This is a genomic window from Arthrobacter sp. 10T44, assembly GCF_056393885.1.
On record NZ_JBFTGT010000001.1, the window covers coordinates 118,259 to 141,283 of the forward strand.

The following is a 23,025-nucleotide window of genomic DNA, read 5'->3' on the forward strand; positions in this document are numbered from 1 at the left end:
CTGTCCGCTTCGGGCGGGTCAGGACGACGGCGGCAGCACGGCCAACCGTGCGGCGATGTCGGCCCGCGCGGCCGCGAGCGCCGCGTCGTCCGGGCAGGACACGGAGACATAGACGGATGAGCCGGCCTTGGCAAAGAGCCGGGCGTAGCTGGCGCTCGCCCGGCTCCCGGCCTTCTTGCCGCCCTCGAGCACCAGCACCTCGACCCGCGGGCCCGGCTTGTCCGGTTCGCCGCCCCAGCGCAGGACTGCCGTCTTGAGGTAGGACGGCAGGATGCTGGGGTCCAGGTAGTGGAAGAGGGCCTCCGTGGACGCCTTGTCGTCGCCGGCGACGACGAGCGGCCACTGGTTCACCCGGACCCTGGCGGAGACCAGGCAGCCGTCGGCCTTCCGGTACTCGCTGGCGCCGGCCACATCCTGTTTGCCGGCCTTCCAGGCGGGGGCGTCGCTCAGCCCGTCGGAGAGTCGGACCGGTACGCCGGCAGCGAGGCGGTCCCCCGCTCCGAAAGGCAGGCTGCGCGCAGCGACCGCTTCGGCGTCGTACCCCGGCGTCACGGTCGGGGTGGCGACGGTGGCAGCGCTGCTCACCGGTTTGGCCGCCGAGGGATCCGGAACCCCCACACTGCAGCCTGCCAGCAGGGGCAGCAGTGCCAGCAGTGCGCCGCCGAACCGTGCCGTGCCGTGGCCCGCCATGTCCGTCACCCTGCCTACGCCAGGACCCGGAGCGCACCGGGCACAACGTCGATGGTCAGTGGCAGCGGTCCGACCCGCTCGCCGTCCGCGTACGCGACGACGCCGTCGGCCTCAAGTTCAACCCGCCGGACCCGGCGGATCTCCACGGCCGGGTGGCCCACGTGCTTGCCGGAAAACACCTTGGGGAACACCGCCAGGAAAGCGGCGCGGGACAACGGCCGGACGATGAACAGGTCCAGATAGCCGTCGTCGAGGACGGCGTCGGGCACGACCTTCATGCCGCCGCCGATCGACTGTCCGTTGGCCACCGAGATCAGCATGGCACCCTGCCGCCAGCGTTCGCCGTCGGCCGTCACGGTGTACTCGATGGCGCGAAAGGTGGCCAGTTCGCGCAGCATGGCCAGGTTGTACCGGGCCTGGCCGCGCGGCCGGCGCCACGCGTTGGCGCGCTCGTTGACCGCGGCGTCAAAGCCTGCGGACACCACCCCGGCAAACCAGTGCGTCCGGCCGCCGGAGCTCACCCGGCCGGCGTCGATCAGGCGGCCGCCCGACGGCAGGGCAGCCAGCACCCGTGCGGCGGCCGCCGGGATGTCGTGCCGCGGCAGGCCGAGCGCGCGTGCCATGTCATTTCCGGTTCCGCTCGGAATGATGCCCAGCGGAGTCCCGCCGAACGGGGCACCCGACCCGGCGAGCGCGTTGACACCCAGGTGGACCATGCCGTCGCCGCCCGCCACAACCAGCGCGTCCACCCCGTCGGCGAGCACCTTGTCCACGGCCTGGGACAACTGCTGGTAGCTGTCCTCGCACAGCAACTGGACCTGGACCCCGGCCGCGCTGAGGCACTCGGCCGCTTCCCGACCGGCATGCCGCCCGCGGCCAAAGGAGGCGCGCGGGTTGACGGCGAGGGCAATCTTCATGCGCTGAATTATGCCAGCCGCCGGGAACCATCCACAGCCACACGCTCGTTATTCCCCCAGCCGGTTAAACTGTCCACGCCGGAGGTCCCCGACCGGACCGGCTCCACTGACGCAAAGGAATCGTGCTTGACGCAGGGCAACAGCTCGCATTACCAGGTCCTCAGGATCCCCGTCACGGCGACGGACAAGGACATCAAGGTGGCCTACCGCAAGGCTGCCCGCACGGCCCACCCCGACCACGGAGGCGACGCCGCCACCTTCCGCCGGGTGACCCTGGCCTATGAGACCCTCATCGATGCCAAGCGCCGTGCCGACTACGACCGTTCCTACGGCAGCGGGACCGCCTTCTCCAGCCGCACGGCCCCGGCCGAAGAAGGTGCGCACTTCGACGCGCCGGCAGCCGGCAGCCGGGCGTCCGCGCATGTCCGCCGTCCGAACACGCCGCGCAACACCGCCGCGGATCCCCCGGTCTACGTTCCCTCCTTCGAAGAGGTGGCGGCGGCCGGTGAGGTGCCGCTGATCCCGGCGTCGGTGGCCGGGCAGCAGGTCCACGGCATGCCCCGCCGGCGGGGCATTTTCGGCGCTGAGGCGCGCATCCAGCGCGAAATGCGGACGGTGCAGCTGATCACCCGGCAGATCCTGCCTGCCATCCCGGCCGCCCGGCTGATCAATGGTCTGCAGTCCCCCGCGGACAACAGCCACATCGACCATGTGCTGGTCTCCGGCTACCGGCTGGCCATCATCGGTTCCATGCTCCTGCCGCCGGGAGCCTACGCCTGGAACGGCAGCACCCTGAACCACGGCGGCCGGTCCATCGCCCCGCCGCAGCTGGCCCATGTGGTGCGCCGGATGCAGGACATCTTCCCGGAGCTGAACGTCACCGGCTGGACCGTCGTCCACAGCACCGACGGCAACCTGCACGAACCGGTGATCGACCGGCACGGCCGCTCCCGCGACCGCGGCGACAGCCAGGAGCTCGTCCAGGTGGTCAACGCCGCCGGGCTGGCCCGCGGCCTCAAGCAGTTCCTCAGTTCCGGACCCGCCCCAAACACCGTCAACGTACCGGTGCTGGCCAGGCTGCTGCGCGGAATGCATTAGCGGCCAGCCGGCTCGCTAGGATGGGAGCGTGTTCCGCATCCTCTTCCACAGCCCCGAAATCCCCGGCAATACCGGCAACGCCATCCGGCTGGCCGCCATCACGGGCGCCGAACTCCACCTCGTGGAGCCGCTGGGCTTTGACTTCTCCGACGCCAAGCTCCGCCGCGCCGGCCTGGACTACCACGACCTCGCCGTCGTCACCGTCCACCCGGACATCGACGCGGCCTGGGAAGCGCTGCAGCCGGAGCGGGTCTTCGCCTTCACTTCCGACGGCGAAACCTCCTACACGGACATCAGCTACCGGCCCGGCGACGTGCTGATGTTCGGCAGGGAATCCGTGGGCCTTTCCGAGGCACTCAAGCACGACCCGCATGTGACGTCCCGTGTCCGGCTGCCTATGCTGCCGGCGCTGCGTTCGCTGAACCTGGCCAACGCGGCGTCGATTGCTGTCTACGAGGCCTGGCGCCAGCAGGGCTTCGCGGGCGCCAAGCTGTAGTACCTGGGGCTTGCGGCGCTGGATCCGGATCAGGCCGCTGGCGCAAATTTCCCTGAAGTCCGCCCATCCGTTTCTCCCGCCGCGCCGAATCGTTTGTGAGAGACCATCCAGGCGAGCGTTGAAGGGAGCGAGGAGCGGCAGGTGACAATAATGCAGGCGGATAGACGCCCGGCCCGTTGGGCTGCGGGCAACCACGGCACGGTCGAAGTCCGTTCTGGCCCCGGACCGGAGGCTGGCACCTTATGCTTGAGGGTGATGGAAACTCCGAATGCCCCGAATCCCGAGGCCGCCGCTCCCCCCAGCGCCTCAGCCGACGTTAACCGCCGGCTGGGAGCCCTGCTCGGACAGATCGCCAACGGTGACCAGGCCGCCTTCGCCGAGTTCTATCAGCTCACGTCGCGCCGCGTTTTCGGCATGGCGCGCCGGGTCCTGATTGACACGGAGCTCAGCGAGGACACCGCGCAGGAGGTGTTCCTCCAAGTCTGGCAGAACGCCGCCAAGTTCAACGCCGACGCCGGCAGCCCGCTCGCGTGGCTGATGACCATCTCCCACCGCCGGGCCGTGGACAAGGTCCGGTCCTCGCAGTCCTCCACCGACCGTGAGGCCAAGTACGGCGCCAGCAGCCAGGAGATCGACCACGACTCCGTTTCCGATGCGGTCGGCAGCAAGCTCGAGGCCGAAGCGGTGGTCCGCTGCCTGGACACGCTGACGGACACACAGCAGGAATCCGTCCGGCTCGCCTATTACGGCGGGCTCACCTACCGGGAAGTCGCCGAGAAGCTCAACGCGGCCGTTCCCACCATTAAGTCCCGCATCCGCGACGGACTGATCCGACTGAAGACCTGTTTGGGGGTGAGTTGAGATGAATGACATGAATCCTCAGAACAGCGGCCGCACGCCCGGCAGCTTTTCCGCCGACATCGCCAGCGACCTCAGCTCCGGCCGCGCCGTCGACCTCGCCGAGGTTTACGCGCTGCATGCCCTTGACGACGCCGAACGCACCGCCGTCGACCGCTACCTCACGGAGGCCCCGCCGGCGGAACGCGCCGAGTTCGAGGAGCGTGTCCGGCAGGCCCGAGAGACGCTGACGATGAGCTTTAGCGCGGAGGAGGAGCCGCCGGCCGGCCTCTTCGACCGCATTGTCGCGGCCCTGCCGGCGCAGGCCGCCGAGCCGGGTGCCGAGGCACGGCCTGGCCCTGCCGCTCCCCCGGTGGTGGCCCGTCCGGTCCGCGAACACCCGGGGCTTCCGGTCACCGACGAACTCAGCGCCGCCCGCCAGCGCCGTGACGAACGGCGCCGGCCCCAGGGCATGCGCAACTGGCTGATCGGCGTCGCCGCTGCTGCCGCCATCGCGGTAGGCGGAGTCGGGGTGGGCGCGTATGTCGCCAACCAGAACGACCCGCTGAACCAGGTGCTTCAGGCCAGCGACGTGCGCAAGGCGACGATCGACGTGATCGGCGGCGGCACGGCCTCGCTCACGCTCTCGTCCTCGATGGACGCCGCGGTAGTAAAGATGAACGGCGTTCCCGCTCCACCGACGGGCAAGGTCTACCAGATGTGGCTGATCCCGAAGGACGGCTCGGCTCCGGTCTCCAAGGGCCTGATGGACGCGGAGACGCTGTCAAAGCCTGCTGTCGTCACGGGCATCGGTTCCGCCGCGGCCCTGGGCATCACGGTGGAGCCGGCGGGCGGCTCTAAGACGCCCACCATGCCGACCGTGGCCTCCGCGCCGCTGGGCGCTTAGTAGCTGACGCTTAGTATCTGACAACGACAAAGCCGCGCAGGACCCGATTGCCCGGGGCCTGCGCGGCTTTTGTTGTGCCGCCCGCTAAATGACCAGCGAGAGCAGCATCACGAAGGCAAAGCCCACCACGGAGATCAGCGTCTCCATCACGGACCAGGTCTTGAACGTCTGTCCGACGCTGAGGCCGAAGAGTTCCTTCACCAGCCAGAACCCGGCGTCGTTGACGTGGGAGAGGAAGAGCGAGCCGGCGCCGATCGCAAGGGCCAGCAGGGCGGCGTGGGTCGGGGAAAGGGAACTGGCCAGCGGTGCCACGATGCCCGCCGCGGTCACGGTGGCCACGGTCGCGGAGCCGGTGGCGAGGCGCAGCGCCACGGCCACGAGGAAGCCGAGGACCAGCACGGACATGTTGGCGCCCTCGGCCCATTTCTTGACGGCGTCGCCGACGCCGGCGCCGATCAAGGTCTGCTTGAAGCCGCCGCCAGCGCCCACGATCAGCAGGATCGCGGCAATCGGGCCGAGACTCGCGCCGATCTTGGTGGTGATCTTGTTGCCGGTGAAGCCGACGGCGTAGCCGAAGGTGCCGATGGCGAGCAGGACCGCCAGGGTCATCGCAACGAGCGGCTGACCCACGAAATCGAAGAAGACCCGGATCCACGGCGCCGAGGCGGCGTCGGGCCAGATGATGTCCACGACGGCCTTGAGCAGCATGAGGACCACCGGGAAGATGATGGTCATCAGCGTGACCGGGAAGCTGGGCTGGCGCTTGACGCCTTCGAGATCGGCGCCGTGCTCGGTGTCGATGCCGCCCGCGACGGCGGGGGCGCCCACCGGCACCCATTTGGCGGCGAGCCGGGAAAACAGCGGCCCGCAGATGATGACGGTGGGGATGGCGACCAGGAGTCCGAGCGCGAGCGTGGTGCCCAGCTCGGCCTTGACGGCGCTGATCGCGATCAGCGGACCCGGGTGCGGCGGCACGAGGCCGTGCAGCACCGACAATCCGGCCAGCGCCGGGATGGCGATGCGCATCAGCGGCATTTTGGAGCGCTGCGTGACCAGGACAATCACCGGCAGCAGCAGCACGAGGCCGATTTCGAAGAACATCGGCAGGCCGATGATCACCGCGACAAGCGTGATGGACCAGACCACCCGGTTACCGCCTGCCTTGGCGAGCAGCGTGTCCACCACGCGGTTGGCTCCCCCGGAGTCCGCCAGGAGCTTGCCCAGCATGGCGCCGAGGGCGATCAGCAGGCCGACCTCCTTCAAGACGCCGCCCACGCCGTCCTCGAAGTTGCTGATGATCTTGGGCAGTTCCACGCCCGAGGCCAGTCCGACAAAGGCCGAGCCCAGCACAAGCGCGAGGAAGGGGTGGAGCTTAAACTTGGCGATCAGCACCACGATCAGTGCGATGCCGAGGCCGGCGACCACCAGGAGCTGGGTGTCGTGGCCGGTCCAGGCCTCGAGGGCAGCGGGAAGCTGCATTGCTGTAAGAGAATTCAAAACGTTTTCCTAGCTGGAATAAGGGGGTGGTGACCGGCGCGCGGTTAGCGCGCGGCGGCGTCGGCGCCGTTGAGGTGGAGCCGGTCGATGATTTCCTGGGCTTCGTCCGCGGGGGTTGCCCCTACGGAGAGGGTGATGAAGTTTTCGTCCTCGGTGGGGGCTTCCAGCGCGTCGAACTGGGATTCCAGCAGCGCCGGTGGCATGAAGTGGCCGTGCCGGGAGGCGAGGCGGTCCGAGATCCGGTCCTTGCTGCCTTCGAGGAAGACAAAAACCACGCCTTCCCCGCGCAGGACGTCGCGGTACCGCTTCTTCAGGGCCGAGCAGGTTACGACGCCGGGGGTCCCGGCGGCGGTGTGCTCCCGGATCCAGGCGGCGATGGTGTCCAGCCAGGGCCAGCGGTCTTCGTCCGTCAGCGGCTGGCCGGCGTGCATCTTGGCCACGTTGGACGCCGGATGCAGGTCGTCGCCTTCCGCGAGGTCCCAACCCAGCCGCCCGGCCAGCAGGCCGGCCACGGTGGATTTGCCCGAGCCTGAGACGCCCATGATGACCAGGACGGGGTGCTGCGCAGTCTTCGCCATTAAAGTCTGCCTTCCATCAATAAATATGATTTAAACAATGGCAAGCATATGGCAGCGGTCACGCTCGGGCAACACTAGAAGCCGGCGATGGTTCCCGGGCCGTTGACCGCGACGACGTGGAACGCCTCGGCGCTCCGGCCCGGAGCGAGGCCGCCGCGTTCCCCGGTGGCGAGCATGAGGCCGCGGACGGTGCGTTCCATGGCGTCAACGTCGGGGTGCTGGCTGGCGTGGATGTGGATGGCCGCCAGCTTCTCTTCGACGTTCCCGGTGACATCCACAAAGTGGTTCTCCCGCTCCTCCGGTCCGGCGAAGAGCCACAGCCAGGGCAGCTTGTAGGCCTCCAGCCCGGCCGCGGCCAGCTCCGGGTACGCGAAGGGGTTCTCCAGGGCCGGGTACACAGCCCTGGTCACCGCCTCCCCCACCGCCAGGTGGTCCGGGTGGCTCTTCTGGATCCGGTTCCAGTTCCGTTCCGGATGCATGGCGAGCACGACGTCGGGACGGAGCCGGCGGATCAGGCGCACCACCTCACGGATGACCTCGTGCGAGGGCTCAAGGTAGCCGTCCAGCTGGTGGAGGTAGTGGATATCGCTCACGCCGACGAGCGCGGCGGCGCGCTGCTGTTCCTCCGTCCGCAGCCGGACGATTTCGTCGCGCTTCGCCGGGTCGAAGCCGCCGGCGTCCCCGTCCGTCATGATGCAGTAGCTGACCTGGACTCCGGCGGCGGTCCACGCGGCGATGGTGCCGGCGGCGCCGAAGTCGATGTCGTCCGGGTGGGCGGTGAAACAAAGCACCCGCTCGATCCGGGTGTGGTTCGGATCGAACGGGCTCTGTGCCGCGGGGGCGTTGGTGCTCAATGGTCAGCCCTTGCGCTTCTTGATTTCTTCGGTGGCCTGCGGCAGCACCTGGAAGAGGTCGCCGACGATGCCGAAGTCGGCGATCTCGAAGACCGGGGATTCGGCGTCCTTGTTCACCGCCACGATCACCTTGGCGGTCTGCATGCCGGCCTTCTGCTGGATGGCGCCGGAAATGCCGGCTGAGATGTAGAGCTGCGGGGAGACGGTCTTGCCGGTCTGTCCGATCTGCGCGTCGTGGCCGATCCAGCCGGCGTCCGTGGCGGCGCGGGACGCGCCTATGGCCGCGCCCAGGGCGTCGGCGAGGTCCTCAAGCGGTCCGAAGTTTCCGTCCACTCCCCGGCCGCCGGCCACGACGATCCGGGCCTCGGAGAGGTCGGGGCGGCCGCTGGCGGCCTTCTCGGTCCGGGCGGTCACCCGGGCCGCGCCGGCTATGGCGTCCGCCGGCAGGTCGACCGTGACAGGCTGCGGGGCGGTGGCCGTGGCGGCCGGCTCCGGGGCGACGCTGTTGGCCTTGACGGTCAGCACGGCCACCGGGGTGGTGGCCCTGGCCGTGGTGGTGTGCGAGCCGGCGAGCACCGACTTGTGCGCGGTCCCGTCCGGGTCGACCGCGACGACGTCGGTGATCACACCGGCGCCGAGTTTGATCCCCAGCCGCGCCGCGACCTCCTTGCCCTCGGCCGAGTTCTCGGCCAGCACCACGGTGGCCCCGGAGGTTCCGGCCACGGCCGCGAGGAACGCCGCCTTGGGCCCGACGAGGTAGTCGTTGAGGTCGGCTGCCGCGGGGACGTAGAGTTCCCCCGCTCCGTAGGCTGCCAGCTCGGCGGCGACGTCGTCGTGCAGTTCGCCGTTGAACGCCACCGCGGCCTCACCCAGCGAGCGCGCGATGGTGAGCAGCTCCAGGCTGGACTTCTTCAGCGCCTGGCCCGGGGTATCGATGAATACAAGTACTTTTTCCATGTCTGGATTTCCCCTTAGAGCAGCTTCTGGGCGGCCAGGAACTCGACCAGCCTGAGGCCGGCGTCGCCTTCGTCGGTGATGATGGTGCCGGCCGTCCGCGGCGGGCGCGCTTCGGCGGTCTCGACGGCGGTCCAGGAGCCCGCGAGCCCCACCTGGCCGGGTTCGACGCCGATGTCTCCCAGCGTCAGGGTGGCGATGGTCTTCTTCTTCGCCGCCATGATGCCCTTGAAATTCGGGTAGCGGGGGTCGTTGATCTGGTCCGTGACCGAAACGAGGGCCGGCAGGGTGGCCTCGACGGTGTCCGCGTGCGAGTCACCGTCGCGGCGGGCCGTGAGCTTGCCGCCGTCGAGTTCCAGCGAGGATGCGAAGGTCACCTGCGGCAGGCCAAGGCGCTCGGCGAGCTGGGCCGGGACCAGCGAGGTCTCGCCGTCGGTGGAGGCCATGCCGGTCAGGATGAGATCCGCGGGCGCGTCGGCGCCGAGGTGCCGGATCGCCGCGGCCAGCGCCAGCGAGGTGGCTGCCGCGTCCGAGCCGGCGAGCGCATCGTCGCTGAGGTGGACGCCTTCGGTGGCGCCGATCTGCAGCGACTTCTTGACGGCATTGACGGCGCCGGCCGGGCCCATGCTCAGGGCGATGACCTTGTTGCCGGCCGCTTCGCCACCGCGGGCCTCGATCAGCTGCAGCGCGGCTTCCAGGGCGTATTCGTCGAGCTCCGACAGGATGCTTTCGGACCGGTCCGTGGTGTTGTCCCCGCCGCCAAGGTGGCGGTCGAACTGCGCGTCCGGTACGTGCTTGACCAGCACGATGATCTTCAAAGTCTCTTCCACTGTGTTTACAGCAGCCTTCCATGCGGGTGGGCAGCCAGCCGGGTGGGGACGTGGCCAGGGAGCGCCCGGGGTGCCGGGTTGCTCCTAGCTAACCATATAGCGCGGGCCTGGCGGGGCCTCGGTTAACGCCTGTGTCAGGGCGCCCCGGAAAGGGGCAATAGCAGTCGTTAGCGTGCCGGAAAAGGGAGCCGGGAAAAGCAGCGCCGGCCGGCACCCCAAGGTGCCGGCCGGCGTCACGGGCCGGGCGTTGCGGCTCCGGGACCCTCTCGTCGTACTGCTGTTCGCTACTGGTGCCGGCTACTGGTCGGCGGCCGCACCAAGGGTCACATCGAGCTGCTGTTCCTGGCCGCCCCGGAGGACGGTGACCTTGACCGTCGCGCCGGCGGCCTGCTCGCGCACGGCGGCTGTCAGCTGGTTCGGATCGCTGATGGTCCGGTCCTGGAACTTCGTGATGACGTCGCCCACCTTGATGCCGGCCTTGTCGGCGGCCGAGCCCGGTTCGACCGTGGCCACGTCGGCGCCGACCGAGAAGCCGGAGGACGAGGTGCCGGCCGCCTTGGACTTCACGCTCACTCCAAGCTGGCCGTGGGTGGCCTTGCCGGTGCTGATGATCTCCTGGGCCACACGCTTGGCGTGGTTGATCGGGATGCTGAAGCCGACGCCGATGTTGCCGCTGCTCGTGCTGCCGCTGGCGTCCCCGCCGGCGGAGGCGATGGCCACGTTGACGCCGATGATTTCACCCTTGCTGTTCACCAGCGCGCCGCCGGAGTTACCCGGGTTGATGGCCGCGTCGGTCTGGATGACGTTGATCGAGATGCTGCCCTGATCGGCAGTGCTCGGCGCCTGGCCGCCACCGGGAGGGGCGAACTGGAAGCCCTGGTCGCCGCCCTGGGAATTGTCGGCGCCGCCCTTGGGGGCGGCCGAGGAGGCCACGCTGATGGTGCGGTTGAGCGTGGAGACGATGCCGTCTGTGACGGTTCCGGTCAGGCCCAGCGGGGAGCCGATCGCGACGGCGGTGTCACCGACGTTGAGTTTGTCCGAGTCGCCAAGGGTTGCCGGAACCAGCCCGGCCGGCTTGTCGATCTTGATCACGGCGAGGTCCGAGAGCGGGTCGGTGCCGACGATCTTCGCGCTGAAGACTTTGCCGTCGCTCGTGCGGACCTCCACGGCGGCGTTGGCGGTCTTGCCGTCCAGCGTGACGACGTGGGTGTTGGTGAGGACGTGGCCATCGCCGTCGAGGATGATGCCGGACCCCGTGCCTCCGTCGCTTCCGCTCGAGGCCTTGATGGTCACGACGCTGGGCGAGGCCTTCATCGCTGCGGCGGTGATCGCGTTGACGTCGTCCTTGTTGTTCACGATCACGGTGCCGGACTGGCTGGTGCTGCCCGTGGAAGACAGGGGCCGGTTCCCGATCAGGGCGTTGCTGCCGGCCACGACTCCGCCGCCCACCAGACCGGCGGCCAGGATGCTGGCAATGAGGGTGGGAACGCCGAAGGCGGCCTTGCGCTTCGGCGCGTTGGCCGGGTGGTTAAACGCATTGTTGTGGGGAGCCTGTCCGGCAGGCGGCTGGTTGCCGTAGGCGCCATAGGGGCTGGCTCCCTGGCCGTAGGGCGCGGGCTGTTCGTGCGAGGGCGCGCCAAACTGCTGCGTCTCGGGACCCGAGTGCTGGGCATAGGCCGGGGGACGCTCCGGATACACCGGGCGCGGGGAGCCGTCCGCCGATTGGTCAAGTCTCATGGTCGGGTTTTCCCGGGCTGAGTCCTCCGCCGCTGTGCTGTGCGAAGCCCCGGCAGCGGCCTCCCCCGGCTCAAGCGGCTCCCCGTTCGGGGTCGATGGATCCGGTGACGCGCCCTGCATTGGGTTCTCAGTCATGGGACTTCCTTTCATCCTCGTCTGCAGTCAATTATGGCGGTCCAGACTGGAACATAAGCGAACATTTGCTGGGAGGTTCCTGAATGCCGACGCGCGCCGGGGCGGGGCTGGGTCCTCCCGTCCCGCCAGCTTCAGCGCGTTTCGCTGGTGGCATATTCCCGGCGGTGGACGGCCTTTGGGGTGCACCATAGAATCAAATGGAATTGCCACAGCGACCTGCGGCTTTACACCTGCGTGGGGGCGCTGCTGCGTTCTGAGACGACCGGCTCGGCTCGATCCGGTCACAGAAGTGCTGAAGGGTTGCACATGCGGTCAATGATGAAACGATTCCTCGCCGTTCTCGGCGTGGCCGGACTGCTGGCGCTCCCCGCCGCTCCTGCCCTCGCCGAAGATCCGGTGACCATTCCTTCCGGGCAGAACATCGTCGACAGCGGCAACGTGCTCGGCAGCCGCGAGGGCGAGGTCCAGGACGCGATCCAGAAGCTCCTGAAGGACCACAAGTACAACCTTTACGTGGTCACCGTAAAGACCTTCGAGAACCCGGCCGACCCCAAGTCATGGTCACAGGCCGTGGCCACCAAGAAGGGCATGGGCCGGGCCGACGTCATCCTGGCCATGTCCGACGACGGCAAGTACTACTTCTCGCCCAACTCGGCCAGCGCCATCTACTCGAAGACCAGCACCATCAGCCAGAACGCGATCGTCGCGAACCTGGCCGGCGGAAAGCGCGACTTTGCGCAGGCCGCGATTGACACCGCCGCGGCAGTCGGTGACGCCGCCGGCGGCGGCAGCGGCTCGGTCCCCTCTGCGGGCGCCGGGAACGGCGTCCTGGTCGGCGTCGGCGTCGTGGCGGCCGGCGGCGTGGGAACCTATCTTTACCTGCGCAACCGACGGAAAAAGACCGCCGCGGCAGGCGGCACCGCTTATGGCCCGCAGGGCGCCGAACTCGACCCCCTCGCCGGATTGAGCGTCGAGGAGCTGCGCCGCAAGAGCGGTTCGCTGCTGATCGAAGCGGACGACGCCATCAAGTCCAGCGAACAGGAGCTTGGCTTTGCCCAGGCGCAGTACGGCGACGCCGCCGTCGGCAACTTCACGAAAGCACTGCAGGACGCCAAGGCCCACATGAGCGAGTCGTTCAAGCTGCAGCAGCAGCTTGACGACCACATTCCGGACACCGAAGAGCAGCAGCGGACCTGGCTGGGCGAAATCATCCGCCGCTCCGAGGCCGCACTGTCCTCCCTCCAGGAGCAGAAGGCGGACTTCGATTCCCTGCGGGAGCTTGAGAAGAACGCCCCGCAGGCTCTGGCGGCCGTCGGCACCGGCGCAAAGGACGCGGAGGCCAAGATTGCCGCCGCTGAGCAGTCGCTGGGCGAGCTCCGGGCAAAATATGCGGAGAGCGCCCTGACGCAGGTCGCGGACAACATCAGCCAGGCCAAGGAACGTCTGGCATTTGTGCAAAACGCCTCCACCACGGCCCAGGACAAGCTCAGCGCCGGCGAGGGCAGCCTTGCCGCCGTCGCGGTCCGGGCCGCCGAGGAGAGCCTGCACCAGACCAACGTGCTGCTCGGGGCCATCGCCAAGGTGGCGGCCAATCTGGACGAGGCCCGCAGCGGACTCGAGTCCGCCGTCGTGGACACGTCGCAGGACCTCGCCCAGGCGCGGGCCATGATCCAGTCCGGCGCCCACCCGGAACTGGCCGGACCGGTCGCCGGGGTGGAGGCCGCACTGGCCCAGGTCAAAGCCGAAATCCAGGCCGGCAAGATCGACCCCATCGCCACGCTGGAGCGCGTGGAGAACGCCCACCAGTCCCTCGACACGGCCCTGACCGGCATCCGGGACCAGCAGGAGCAGGCCCGCCGGGCGCAGGCCTCGCTGCAGCAGAGCATCATGTCCGCCCAGGCGCAGATCAGCGCGACCTCCGACTACATCACGGCACGCCGCGGCGGGGTGGGCACCGAGGCGCGCACCCGGCTCGCCGAGGCGCAGCGCAACCTCGACTACGCCCTGTCCATCTCCCGCACCGACCCGGTCACCGCCCTGCAGTACGCGCAGCAGGCGCATTCCCTCGCCGCCCAGGCCGCACAGCTGGCGCAAGCCGACGTGGACCAGTTCGGCGGGTACGCGAACCAGGGCTACGGCCGCGGTGGGATGTTCGGCGGCGGCGGAGGAGGCGGCCTCGGCGGCGCCATCCTCGGTGGCATCCTGATCAACTCCATCCTGCACGGCGGCGGTGGCGGCGGTTGGGGCGGAGGCGGCGGAGGCTGGGGCGGCGGCGACTCCGGCGGCGGTTGGGGCGGCGGCGACTTTGGCGGCGGCGGCGATTTCGGCGGCGGGGACTCAGGGAGTTTTTAGCTGGCCGGTCACAGACTAGGCGCCGGCGGACTCGATCCGGCCGGCGGGTAGAAGCGGTACATTCACTGTTCACCGAATTCAGTGGCCACCACTGGATAGGACGAAAGGTAACACCATGGTTAAGCAGTCCATTTTCGGCCGCATGGCGCAGCTGGCGAAGGCGAACATCAACTCCTTGCTGGACCAGGCCGAGGACCCGCAGAAGATGCTGGACCAGATGGTCCGCGACTACACGAACAACATCGCCGAGGCCGAATCAGCGGTCGCCCAGACCATCGGCAACCTGCGCATGCTCCAGGACGACTACAACGAGGACATCAAGAACGCGCAGGACTGGGGCAACAAGGCACTGGCCGCCTCGCGCAAGGCCGACGAGTACCGTGCCAAGGGCGACATTGTGGATGCCGAGAAGTTCGACAACCTGGCCAAGGTGGCCCTGCAGCGCCAGATGTCGTCGGAGAACGAGGCGAAGTCGGCCGAGCCGAGCATCGCTTCCCAGACCGACGTCGTGGACAAGCTCAAGCACGGCCTGGACCAGATGAAGGGCAAGCTCAACGAGCTCACCAGCAAGCGCAACGAGTTGGTGGCCCGGTCCAAGACGGCGGCCGCGCAGACCCAGGTGCACGATGCCCTCAAGAGCATTGACATCATGGATCCGACCTCCGAGGTGGGCCGCTTCGAGGAAAAGATCCGCCGCGAGGAGGCCAAGGTCCGCGGCCAGCAGGAACTCGCCGCCTCCAGCCTGGACGCCCAGTTCAACTCCCTGGAGGACCTCGGCGAGCAGACCGAGATCGAGGCCCGCCTGGCAGCGCTGAAGTCCGGCGGCGCCGCCCCGGCCCTCGGCGCCGGCAACGGCGCGGCCGCCCGCTCCACCGTTGAGGAAGCCGACTTCGACAAGCTCTAACCCTTGAGGCGGGGCCGGGCACCTGCGGGTGCCCGGCCTTTGCTGTGTCGGGGGGCCGCCAATCCAGTAGCGTGGAGCCATGTCTTCGACCCTTGTCTGGCTCCGCGATGACCTCCGCCTCGACGACAACCCCGCCCTGGCGGAAGCTGCGGCGTCCGGTGACCCGCTGACCGTTGTCTATGTGCTCGACGAAGCTTCGCCGGGCGTGCGGCCCCTCGGCGGCGCCGCGAAGTGGTGGCTGCACCACTCGCTGGAGTCGCTCGCCGCCGACCTTGAGGCGGCAGGGTCGCGCCTGCTCCTCCGCCGGGGCCCGGCGGAGGAGGTCATCCGGGGGCTGTCCGAGGAAACCGGCGCCACCCGGCTGCTCTGGAACCGCCGCTACGGCGGCCCGGAACGCACCATCGATGCCGGCCTCAAGGACTGGGCGGCGGGGCGGGAGATCAACGCCACGAGCTTCCAGGCCAGCCTGATGTTCGAGCCGTGGACGGTGCGGACCGGTTCCGGCGGCCCGTACAAGGTCTTCACCCCCTTCTGGAAGGCCTGCCTCGACGCACCGGAGCCCCGACTGCCGCTGGACGCGCCGCAGCGGCTCCCCGAGCCGGCCAAGACCGAGGCCGGTGAACTGCCGGGGAGCGACGCTCTGGAAAGCTGGCACCTGCTCCCCCACAGCCCGGACTGGAGCGCCGGGCTCGCCGCGGAATGGACGCCGGGCGAGGCGGGCGCGCACAGCAGGCTGGAAGACTTCCTCGACGGGCCCGCGGTCGAGTACGGCACCGGCAGGGACGTCCCCGGCGTCGAAGGCACCAGCAGGCTCTCCCCGCACCTGCGTTTCGGCGAGATCAGCCCGTTCCGGGTCTGGCATGCGCTGCGGGAACGTTACCCGCGCGGCGCACCGGCCGACGTCGGGATCTTCCGCTCCGAACTCGGCTGGCGGGAATTCTGCTGGCAGCTGCTCTACGAGAACCCGCAGCTGGCCACCCGCAACTACCGCCCCGAGTTTGACCGCTTCGCCTGGCAGACGCCGTCGGACGCCGAACTGCAGGCGTGGCAGCAGGGCCGCACGGGCTACCCGCTGGTGGACGCCGGCATGCGCCAGCTGTGGCAGACCGGCTGGATGCACAACCGCGTCCGGATGGCAGCGGCCTCGTTCCTGGTCAAGAACCTGCTGGCCGACTGGCGGCTCGGGGAGGCGTGGTTCTGGGACACCCTGGTGGACGCCGACGCCGCGAGCAACCCGGCAAACTGGCAGTGGGTGGCCGGTTCCGGAGCCGACGCCTCCCCCTACTTCCGCATCTTCAACCCGGTTACCCAGAGCAAGAAGTTCGACGCTGCCGGGCGCTACCTGCGGGCCTTTATTCCGGAGCTTGCCGGCCTCGACGACAAGGCGGTACATGAACCGTGGAAGGCCGACGGCGGCGCGGCCGGCTACCCGGGCCCGATCGTGGGTCTGCCCGAGTCGCGGGCTCGGGCCCTGGACACCTACCAGCGGCTCAAGGACGCCTAGGAAACAACAAAGGCCCGGATCCTGGGATCCGGGCCTTTGCTATTACTGCCATTGGTTGCGGGGGCAGGATTTGAACCTGCGACCTCTGGGTTATGAGCCCAGCGAGCTACCGAACTGCTCCACCCCGCGTCGCTTGATCAACACTACCGCACTTTGGCCGCCGCCCCGACCACGGGCCCGGACCGCTCGCCTCATGGATCACGAGACGCTGCGCAGAGGAAAGAGTCAGTCTGAGGACTTAAAGCAAGAAGTCCGGAACACTTTCCAGTGTTCCGGACTTCTTCTCAGTTGCGGGGACAGGATTTGAACCTGTGACCTCTGGGTTATGAGCCCAGCGAGCTACCGAACTGCTCCACCCCGCGTCGCATGATCAACTTTACCTGCCGGTGAACGGCAGGCCAAATCGGGGCGGCGTGATGTGCGTCCCATCCGTCACTCGGCCCCTGCCCGGAGGCCCGCACGGGACCCGCAAGCTGCCGGTTCGCCCGTCCAAGCCAAGGCGAAAGGCCGGATCCCCCGCTCGAACGGAACGGGGAATCCGGCCTTCGGCCTTCCTGCAAACGCCTGCCGGGCCGACGGCGCCTACTTACTCGGCGAGGGCGACGGCGAGGGCGTGGACGACGGCGACGCGCTGCCGCTCGGCGACGGAGTGGCCGACGGTGACGGCGACGGCGTCGTCGTGGTGATCTTGGCCTCTGCGTCGATCGCCCGCTGCAGGGCCGCGGAGAGCTTCTTCTGCTGCTCGCCGTAGGCCGCGAAGTCACCCTTGGCCAGGGCCGCCTGGCCGGCCTGGATCGCGCCGTTGGCCTCTTCTAGGGCCGCTTTCAGTTCCGCCTTGGCGTCCGTCGTGCCGCCGGTGGCCGGGGGCGTTGCTCCCGGGGCCGGGGTGGCCGGGGTTTGGCCGTTGTTGGCGGCGTCGCCGGCGGTGGCGCCGGAGCGGCCGCCGAACAGCTGGTTCAGTGCCTCGTCAAGGGTCGGCGCGAAGCCGATCTTGTCACCGAATGCGACCAGGACCCGTTGCAGCGTCGGGTAGGAGGTCTCGCCGGTCGACTTCAGGTACACCGGCTGCACGTAGAGCAGGCCCCCGCCCACCGGCAGCGTCAGCAGGTTGCCGTTGAGCACCGCCGATGCGCCCTGTCGCAGCAGGTTCAGGGCCTGCGACACGGTGGGATCGGAGTTGAACTTGTTCTGCGCCTGGCCGGGCCCGGGGACGTTGGCTTCCGGCGGAATCTGCAGCAGCCGCAACTGCCCGTAGCTCGCCGCCTTTACGCCCTTCTGGTTGCCGGCATCCGAGTCCGCGGCCAGGAAGCCGTAAAGCACGTTGCGCGCATTGCCATTGACTACCTGCGGGATGAATGACGACGTCAGCTGGAAGGCAGGCTTGTCCTGGTCGGGCATCTGCAGCGACATGTAGAACGGCGGCTGTTTGACCCCTTCTTCCTTGACGGTCGGGTCGTTCGGGACGCTCCAGGCATCATTGTTGGTGAAGAAGCTGTCCGGGTTCGTTACGTGGTACCGGCCCAGGAGTTCGCGCTGGACCTTGAACAGGTCCTCCGGGTAGCGGACGTGGCTCATCAGGGCGCCGGACATCTCCGAGTACGGCTTCAGGGAGGTCGGGAACACCTTCTGCCAGGCCTTCAGGACCGGATCCTGGTCGTCCCAGGCGTAGAGCGTGACGGAACCGTCGTAGGCGTCCACGGTGGCCTTCACCGAGTTTCGGATGTAGTTGACGGAGTTGCTCGGCAGCGCGGCGGTGCGGCCGGCCGAGGTCTGCGAGTCCCGCGTGGCGTCCGAGAGCTGCTCCTGCTGCGAGTACGGGAAGTACGGGCTCGTGGTGTAGCCGTCCACAATCCACTTCACCCTGCCGTCGACGACGGCGGGATAGGCGTTTCCGTCGACCGTCAGGTAGGGCGCGACCTTCTCCACCCGGTCCTTCGGGCTCCGGTCGTAAAGGATCTGTGACTCGGCGTTGACGCCGTCGGACAGCAGTAGGTCCGAGGACTGGAACTTGATCGAGTAGAGGATCTTGTTGAAGAAGCTGCCCACGTTCGGACCGCCGTTGCCGGTGAAGGTGTACTGCGTTCCGGCGTCGCCTTCCTTGGCCGCCGGGCGGTCCTGCTCGCGGTGCGCGGCACCGGCCGGAGCGCCGACGATCGAGTAGTCCGGCGAGTTCTCGCCGAAGTAGATCCGCGGCTGGTAGCTGGTGTCGGTCCCCAGCACGCCCGTGGAGGGGATACCCGATTGCAGGAACTCGGGCTTGCCGTCCGCGGTGAACTTGTTGCCCTTGGCCGCGACCACGCCGTACCCGTGGGTGTAGACCACGTGCTTGTTGAGCCAGGACTGCTGGTTGGTGGCCAGGCCGCCCGGGTTCAGCTCGCGCACCGCGATGACGGTGTCCTGGATCTTGCCGTTCACCTCGTAGCGGTCCACGTTCAGGGTGCTCGGGAACTGGTAGTACGGCCGGTACTGCTCCAGTTGGGAGAACGCGTCCGAGATCAGGTTCGGGTCCAGCAGGCGGATGTTGGCGGTGGTCTGGGCGTCCGGGGCCAGGGCGCCGGTGGTGGCCTTGGTGGTGGCCTCGTAGCGCTTCTCCTGGATCTTATCCAGGCCATAGGCGGCGCGGGTCATGGTGATGTTGCGCTTGATGTACTCGTTCTCCAGGGTCTGCTCCGAGGGGCGGACCTGGAACTGCTGGATCACCCAGGGGTAAACGCCGCCGGCCAGGATCGAGGTGATCACGAGCATGGCGGTGCCGATCACCGGCAAGCGCCACTTGCCGATCACTGCGGCGACGATGAAGAGGACGGCCACGAGTGCGGCGGCGACGGCGAGGATGGCCTTGGTGGGGATGACCGCGTTCACGTCGGTGTAGAGCGCGCCGGCCCAGCGGCCGCCGTTGTTCAGCACGGCGGAGTAGCGGTCAAGCCAGAAGTTGACGCCAAGCAGCAGCAGGAACGCCGCGCCCGCGACCGCGAGGTGGATCTGGGCGGCGCGGCTGGTGAAGACGCCGCGCTCCATCAGGCGGATGCTGCCGTAAAGGTAGTGCGTGAGGATGCCGGCGACTCCGGCCACGACGGCGACGCTGATCAGGAAACCGGTAACGAAGCCCAGGAAAGGCAGGGTCATGAGGTAGAAACTGATGTCCAGGTTGAACTGCGGATCGTTCTGGCCGAAGGGCTCCTGGTTGAGGAAGAGCATCACCTTTTGCCACTGGCTGGCGGCGGCGCTGCCGGCGAAGAGGCCGAACAGCACCGGCAGGCCGATCATGACCACGCGGCGGATCGGTTCAAGCTGGGCCTGGTAGCGGTTGAGGTTGTCGCGGACGTCCGAGTCGGGTGCGTAGACCGGCCGGGCGATATAGGCGATCCGGATCGCGAAGAACACGGCGGCGAACATCACGGCGAAGCCGGCCAGGAAGATGGCGATCCGTGCGATGTTCTCGGTCAGGAAGACTTCAAAAAAGCCCAACTGCTGGTACCAGAGGACGTCCGTCCAGACATTGGCGAAGAAAATGAAGCCCACGACGATCAGGGCGACAACAATCAGTGTCGGCGTCAGTGCGCCTCGCCGTTGCTGTGGCCTTCCGGGTGGGACGGTGCTGGGACGGGACAAACTCGGTACCTCATAGCTGGTCGTCAGTGCTGCTGGTTTTTTAGTTGTCTAAGTGCATCGTGTTGCTGCAGTCTAGCGACTGCCGGCGCCGGCCCGGCAGGGCGGCAGCGGCCGTCATTAGTGCCACGAGTGGCGCCTGAGCTTAGTTCCGGGGTCAGTCTAGTTGCTGGTGCAGACCGGAAGCCCCGATGTGTCGCCGCCGGCAGCGGCGAGCTCGACGGCGCGGCGCGCGTCGGCCAGGTTCTCCACCTTGACGACCTGGAGGCCTGCCGGGATGTGGCCCACGACGTCGTCGCAGTTGGCCGCCGGGGCCAGGAACATCGTGGCGCCGCCGGACCTGGCCCCGACCATCTTCTGGCTGATCCCGCCGATGGCCCCCACGGCGCCGTCGGGCGTGATGGTGCCGGTGCCTGCAACATGCTTGCCGCCGGTCAGGTCACCGGGGGTCACAGTGTCGACGATGCCGAGGGCGAACATCATGCCGGCGCTGGGGCCTCCGACCTTGTCCAGCGAGATCTTGACGTTGAACGGGAACTTGAACTTGTACTGCAGCACGACGCCGAGGAGGTAGCGGCCGGTCTGGGACTTGCTCGGGGTGACCGTCAGCGGCAGTTGGCTGCCATTGCGCTCGACGACGACCGTGACCGGCTTGCCGTTCCCCGCCGCGAGCTGCGCCTGGACAACGCTCAGCGCGGTGATCGGCTTGCCGTCGATCGAGACCAGCACGTCGCCTTCCTGGATCTTGCCCTTCGACGCCGAGTCGTCCGGAATCCCGGCAACCTGCAGCTTCTGCTCGAACGGGATACTGAGTTCCTTGAGCGCCGCGGCGACGGCATTCTCCTGCGAGGTCGTCATGGCGACCGCGCTTTCCTGCTGCGACTGTTCCTTGGTGACGCCCTTGGGGAAGATCAGTTCCTCCGGATAGACCGCCTTTGCGGCGTTCAGCCACGCGCTCAGGGCTTCGAAGACCGTGACCGGCCCGTTGGGGCCGCCGTCGACGTAGACGGTGGTGAGGTCCAGGTTGCCCTTGGCCGGGAAGGTCTCGTGTCCCGCCACGGTGATGACCGGCTTGCCGTTGTCCGTGCCGAGCGTATTGAACGTAGGGCCGGGCGATTCGATCACATAGGGAACGGGCAGGCTCATGGCGGCGAGGCCGAGGGCCATCGCCAACAGGCCGGAGACGAGCATGGTGGAGGAGCGGTTGTCCTCTCCCCCGCCGTTGGCACCGCGGGTCCTCCGTCCCGGGGCACTGCCTCCGCTGCCTGCGGCGCCGCGTCCGGCGGCGAAACGGGACCACAGGCTGGGCTTGCCGCCGGCGCTGCGGGTACCGCTGCCGCCGTCGCGGGGCGCGGGTTCGGCCGGCAGCTGCCCGCCCTGGTTAAACGTCAATGAAGGACCTCTCCATGCCGGCGCCTTGGCCCTTGCGGGGCCCGGATCAGGGCGCTGCGGCTGCGGCCGAAACCGGCTCCGCAGCCTTCAAATATTCCAGCCTCTAACACTACGCGCTCGGGCACCGCAGGGGCTCTTTGCCGACAGCGAACGTGGCCGGGTTTCGGGAGACAGCCGCTCACACGGAGGGGTAGCGTGAAGATGAGCACCAGTCACACCGACGATCGGCGGGATCATGACCTCTAACCCACTCAATCCGTCCAACGGGGACGACGAACCCAAGGATCCGCTGGCAGAAATGCTGCAGAACCTGATGGGCGGCAAGGGCATGGGGGACATCGATCCGGCAGAGCTCGCCAAGGCCGCCGGGCTGCCCGACGACCCCAATCTGCTGGCCCAGATGTTTTCGCAGGTCCAGGCCATGATGAGCGCGTCCTCCGACGGTCCGGTGAACTGGCAGCTGGCGCACGAGAACGCCCGCCGGGTGGCCGCCAGCGGCTCCGACCCGTCAGTGACCGCCGCGCAGTCCCGCGAAGTCGACGAGGCCCTCCGGCTCGCCGAGCTCTGGCTGGACCAGGTCACCGAGCTTCCCGCCACCGGACTGATCGGCCGGGCCTGGTCCCGCGCCGAATGGGTCGAGGAAACCCTGGGGACGTGGAAGCGGCTGACGGAGCCCGTCGCGAACAGCATCGCCAACGCGCTCTCCTCCGCCATGACCGAGCAGATGCCCGAGGAAATGAAGTCCATGATGGGCGGCGCCTCCTCGATGCTGCAGAACATGGGCGGGGCCATTTTCGGCATGCAGCTGGGCCAGGCGATCGGCGCGCTCTCCGCCGAGGTGGTCAGCTCCACCGACATCGGTGTCCCGCTGGCCGACCTGGAAATGGCGCTGCTGCCGGCCAATGTGGCGAAGTTCGGCGAGGGCCTCGGCCTGCCGGAAAACGACATCCGCCTCTTCCTCGCGGTCCGCGAAGCCGCCCACGCCCGGCTCTTTGTGCAGGTCCCGTGGCTGCGCGGGCACCTGCTCGGCGCGATCGAGGCCTACGCCCGCGGCATCCACATCGACACCTCCAAGATCGAGGAACTCGCCCGCGAGCTGGACCCCAGCAACCCGGAGGGCATCCAGGAAGCACTCTCGCAGGGTGTCTTCATGCCGCAGCGCACGCCCGCCCAGGACCAGGCCCTCGAGAAGCTTGAGACGGCACTGGCCCTGGTGGAGGGCTGGGTGGATGAACTCACGGCCGCCGCAACGGAGAAGCTGCTGCCCTCGGCCGCGGCGCTGCGCGAAACCGTCCGGCGCCGACGCGCGACCGGCGGCCCCGCGGAGCACGCGTTCTCCTCGCTGGTCGGTCTTGAGCTGCGGCCCCGCCGGCTGCGCGAGGCCGCCACGCTGTGGGCCCAGCTGAAGGAAGAACGCGGCGTGGAAGGCCGGGACGCCATCTGGCAGCACCCCGACCTGTTGCCCACGGCCGGAGACCTGGACGATCCGAAGGGCTTCAGCGAACGCCGCAAGCTGGCCGAGGCCAGTGACACCGAGGTTGACGACGCGCTGCAGAAGCTGCTGAGCGGCGGGTTCGACACGGCTGAACCCGGGGCGGAGCAGGGCGAAGACCATACCGGCGAAACCGGGGACGATTCCAGCGGTGAGCCCGGAGCCGGGGACGACACCGGCAGCCCCAAGGCCTGACTGGCTATTTCGGCGAGCGGCACCGGAAAGCCCCGGCCGGAACCTCG

At 68.5% G+C, this 23,025-nt stretch carries 18 protein-coding genes and 2 tRNA genes; 8 read left to right on the top strand and 12 right to left on the bottom strand.

What is annotated here, in order from left to right:
- Positions 1–18: 18 nt before the first annotated feature.
- Together AC1DBL_RS00525 and AC1DBL_RS00530 are read right to left on the bottom strand one after the other, a co-directional pair.
- Positions 19–690 (bottom strand): hypothetical protein, encoded by a 672-nt coding sequence (locus tag AC1DBL_RS00525; RefSeq protein WP_476925542.1) that lies wholly within the window; start codon positions 688–690, stop codon positions 19–21.
- Between the two features lie 14 nt (positions 691–704).
- Positions 705–1,607 carry a diacylglycerol/lipid kinase family protein gene (locus tag AC1DBL_RS00530; RefSeq protein WP_476917082.1) on the bottom strand — a complete coding sequence of 301 codons (903 nt, stop codon included), beginning with the start codon at positions 1,605–1,607 and terminating at the stop codon, positions 705–707.
- 126 nt (positions 1,608–1,733) lie between these two features.
- On the opposite strand from AC1DBL_RS00530, the gene AC1DBL_RS00535 reads away from it, so the two are divergent.
- From AC1DBL_RS00535 to AC1DBL_RS00550, 4 genes are all read left to right on the top strand, one after another.
- Positions 1,734–2,705 (top strand): J domain-containing protein, encoded by a 972-nt coding sequence (locus AC1DBL_RS00535; protein WP_476892227.1) that lies wholly within the window; start codon positions 1,734–1,736, stop codon positions 2,703–2,705.
- Between the two features lie 28 nt (positions 2,706–2,733).
- Positions 2,734–3,201, top strand: a complete 468-nt coding sequence (locus AC1DBL_RS00540) for a tRNA (cytidine(34)-2'-O)-methyltransferase (protein ID WP_441417236.1) — start codon at positions 2,734–2,736, stop codon at positions 3,199–3,201.
- Between the two features lie 255 nt (positions 3,202–3,456).
- Positions 3,457–4,062 carry an ECF RNA polymerase sigma factor SigK gene (gene sigK / locus AC1DBL_RS00545; protein ID WP_476917081.1) on the top strand — a complete coding sequence of 202 codons (606 nt, stop codon included), beginning with the start codon at positions 3,457–3,459 and terminating at the stop codon, positions 4,060–4,062.
- A gap of 10 nt (positions 4,063–4,072) precedes the next feature.
- Positions 4,073–4,945: an anti-sigma factor gene (locus AC1DBL_RS00550; protein WP_476917080.1), complete on the top strand. Its 873-nt coding sequence runs from the start codon at positions 4,073–4,075 to the stop codon at positions 4,943–4,945.
- Positions 4,946–5,029: 84 nt separating this feature from the next.
- Here AC1DBL_RS00550 and AC1DBL_RS00555 read toward each other — a convergent pair whose 3' ends face one another.
- From AC1DBL_RS00555 to AC1DBL_RS00580, 6 genes are all read right to left on the bottom strand, one after another.
- Positions 5,030–6,424 (bottom strand): GntT/GntP/DsdX family permease, encoded by a 1,395-nt coding sequence (locus AC1DBL_RS00555; RefSeq protein WP_476917217.1) that lies wholly within the window; start codon positions 6,422–6,424, stop codon positions 5,030–5,032.
- Between the two features lie 62 nt (positions 6,425–6,486).
- Positions 6,487–7,020, bottom strand: coding sequence for a gluconokinase (locus tag AC1DBL_RS00560; protein ID WP_441417233.1), 534 nt, complete (start codon positions 7,018–7,020; stop codon positions 6,487–6,489).
- A gap of 74 nt (positions 7,021–7,094) precedes the next feature.
- Complete coding sequence (locus AC1DBL_RS00565) at positions 7,095–7,874, bottom strand: PIG-L deacetylase family protein (protein WP_441417232.1); 780 nt, start codon at positions 7,872–7,874, stop codon at positions 7,095–7,097.
- 3 nt (positions 7,875–7,877) lie between these two features.
- Positions 7,878–8,831, bottom strand: coding sequence for an electron transfer flavoprotein subunit alpha/FixB family protein (locus AC1DBL_RS00570; protein WP_476925270.1), 954 nt, complete (start codon positions 8,829–8,831; stop codon positions 7,878–7,880).
- 14 nt (positions 8,832–8,845) lie between these two features.
- Entirely contained in the window at positions 8,846–9,646 is an 801-nt protein-coding gene (locus AC1DBL_RS00575; protein WP_441417847.1) for an electron transfer flavoprotein subunit beta/FixA family protein, read from the bottom strand.
- 309 nt (positions 9,647–9,955) lie between these two features.
- A complete protein-coding gene (locus AC1DBL_RS00580; RefSeq protein WP_441417230.1) occupies positions 9,956–11,530 on the bottom strand; it encodes a S1C family serine protease in 1,575 nt (524 codons plus the stop codon).
- Between the two features lie 306 nt (positions 11,531–11,836).
- Between AC1DBL_RS00580 and AC1DBL_RS00585 the strand changes: the two genes are divergently transcribed.
- The 3 genes from AC1DBL_RS00585 (at position 11,837) to AC1DBL_RS00595 (ending at position 16,290) form a co-directional block, all read left to right on the top strand.
- Entirely contained in the window at positions 11,837–13,882 is a 2,046-nt protein-coding gene (locus AC1DBL_RS00585; RefSeq protein ID WP_476917078.1) for a TPM domain-containing protein, read from the top strand.
- Between the two features lie 115 nt (positions 13,883–13,997).
- Positions 13,998–14,786, top strand: a complete 789-nt coding sequence (locus AC1DBL_RS00590) for a PspA/IM30 family protein (protein WP_476892221.1) — start codon at positions 13,998–14,000, stop codon at positions 14,784–14,786.
- 79 nt (positions 14,787–14,865) lie between these two features.
- Positions 14,866–16,290 (top strand): cryptochrome/photolyase family protein, encoded by a 1,425-nt coding sequence (locus AC1DBL_RS00595; protein ID WP_476917077.1) that lies wholly within the window; start codon positions 14,866–14,868, stop codon positions 16,288–16,290.
- Positions 16,291–16,342: 52 nt separating this feature from the next.
- Here AC1DBL_RS00595 and AC1DBL_RS00600 read toward each other — a convergent pair.
- The 4 genes from AC1DBL_RS00600 to AC1DBL_RS00615 form a co-directional block, all read right to left on the bottom strand.
- A tRNA-Met gene (locus AC1DBL_RS00600) sits at positions 16,343–16,419 on the bottom strand.
- A 159-nt stretch (positions 16,420–16,578) separates the two neighbouring features.
- Positions 16,579–16,652: transfer RNA gene (locus AC1DBL_RS00605), tRNA-Met, on the bottom strand.
- A 220-nt stretch (positions 16,653–16,872) separates the two neighbouring features.
- On the bottom strand, positions 16,873–19,902 hold the full coding sequence (locus AC1DBL_RS00610) for a UPF0182 family membrane protein (protein WP_476917076.1): 3,030 nt from the start codon (positions 19,900–19,902) through the stop codon (positions 16,873–16,875).
- A gap of 159 nt (positions 19,903–20,061) precedes the next feature.
- On the bottom strand, positions 20,062–21,291 hold the full coding sequence (locus tag AC1DBL_RS00615; protein WP_476925271.1) for a YlbL family protein: 1,230 nt from the start codon (positions 21,289–21,291) through the stop codon (positions 20,062–20,064).
- 235 nt (positions 21,292–21,526) lie between these two features.
- Here AC1DBL_RS00615 and AC1DBL_RS00620 point away from each other — a divergent pair, with 235 nt between their 5' ends.
- Positions 21,527–22,978, top strand: a complete 1,452-nt coding sequence (locus AC1DBL_RS00620) for a zinc-dependent metalloprotease (RefSeq protein WP_441417223.1) — start codon at positions 21,527–21,529, stop codon at positions 22,976–22,978.
- Positions 22,979–23,025 lie beyond the last annotated feature (47 nt).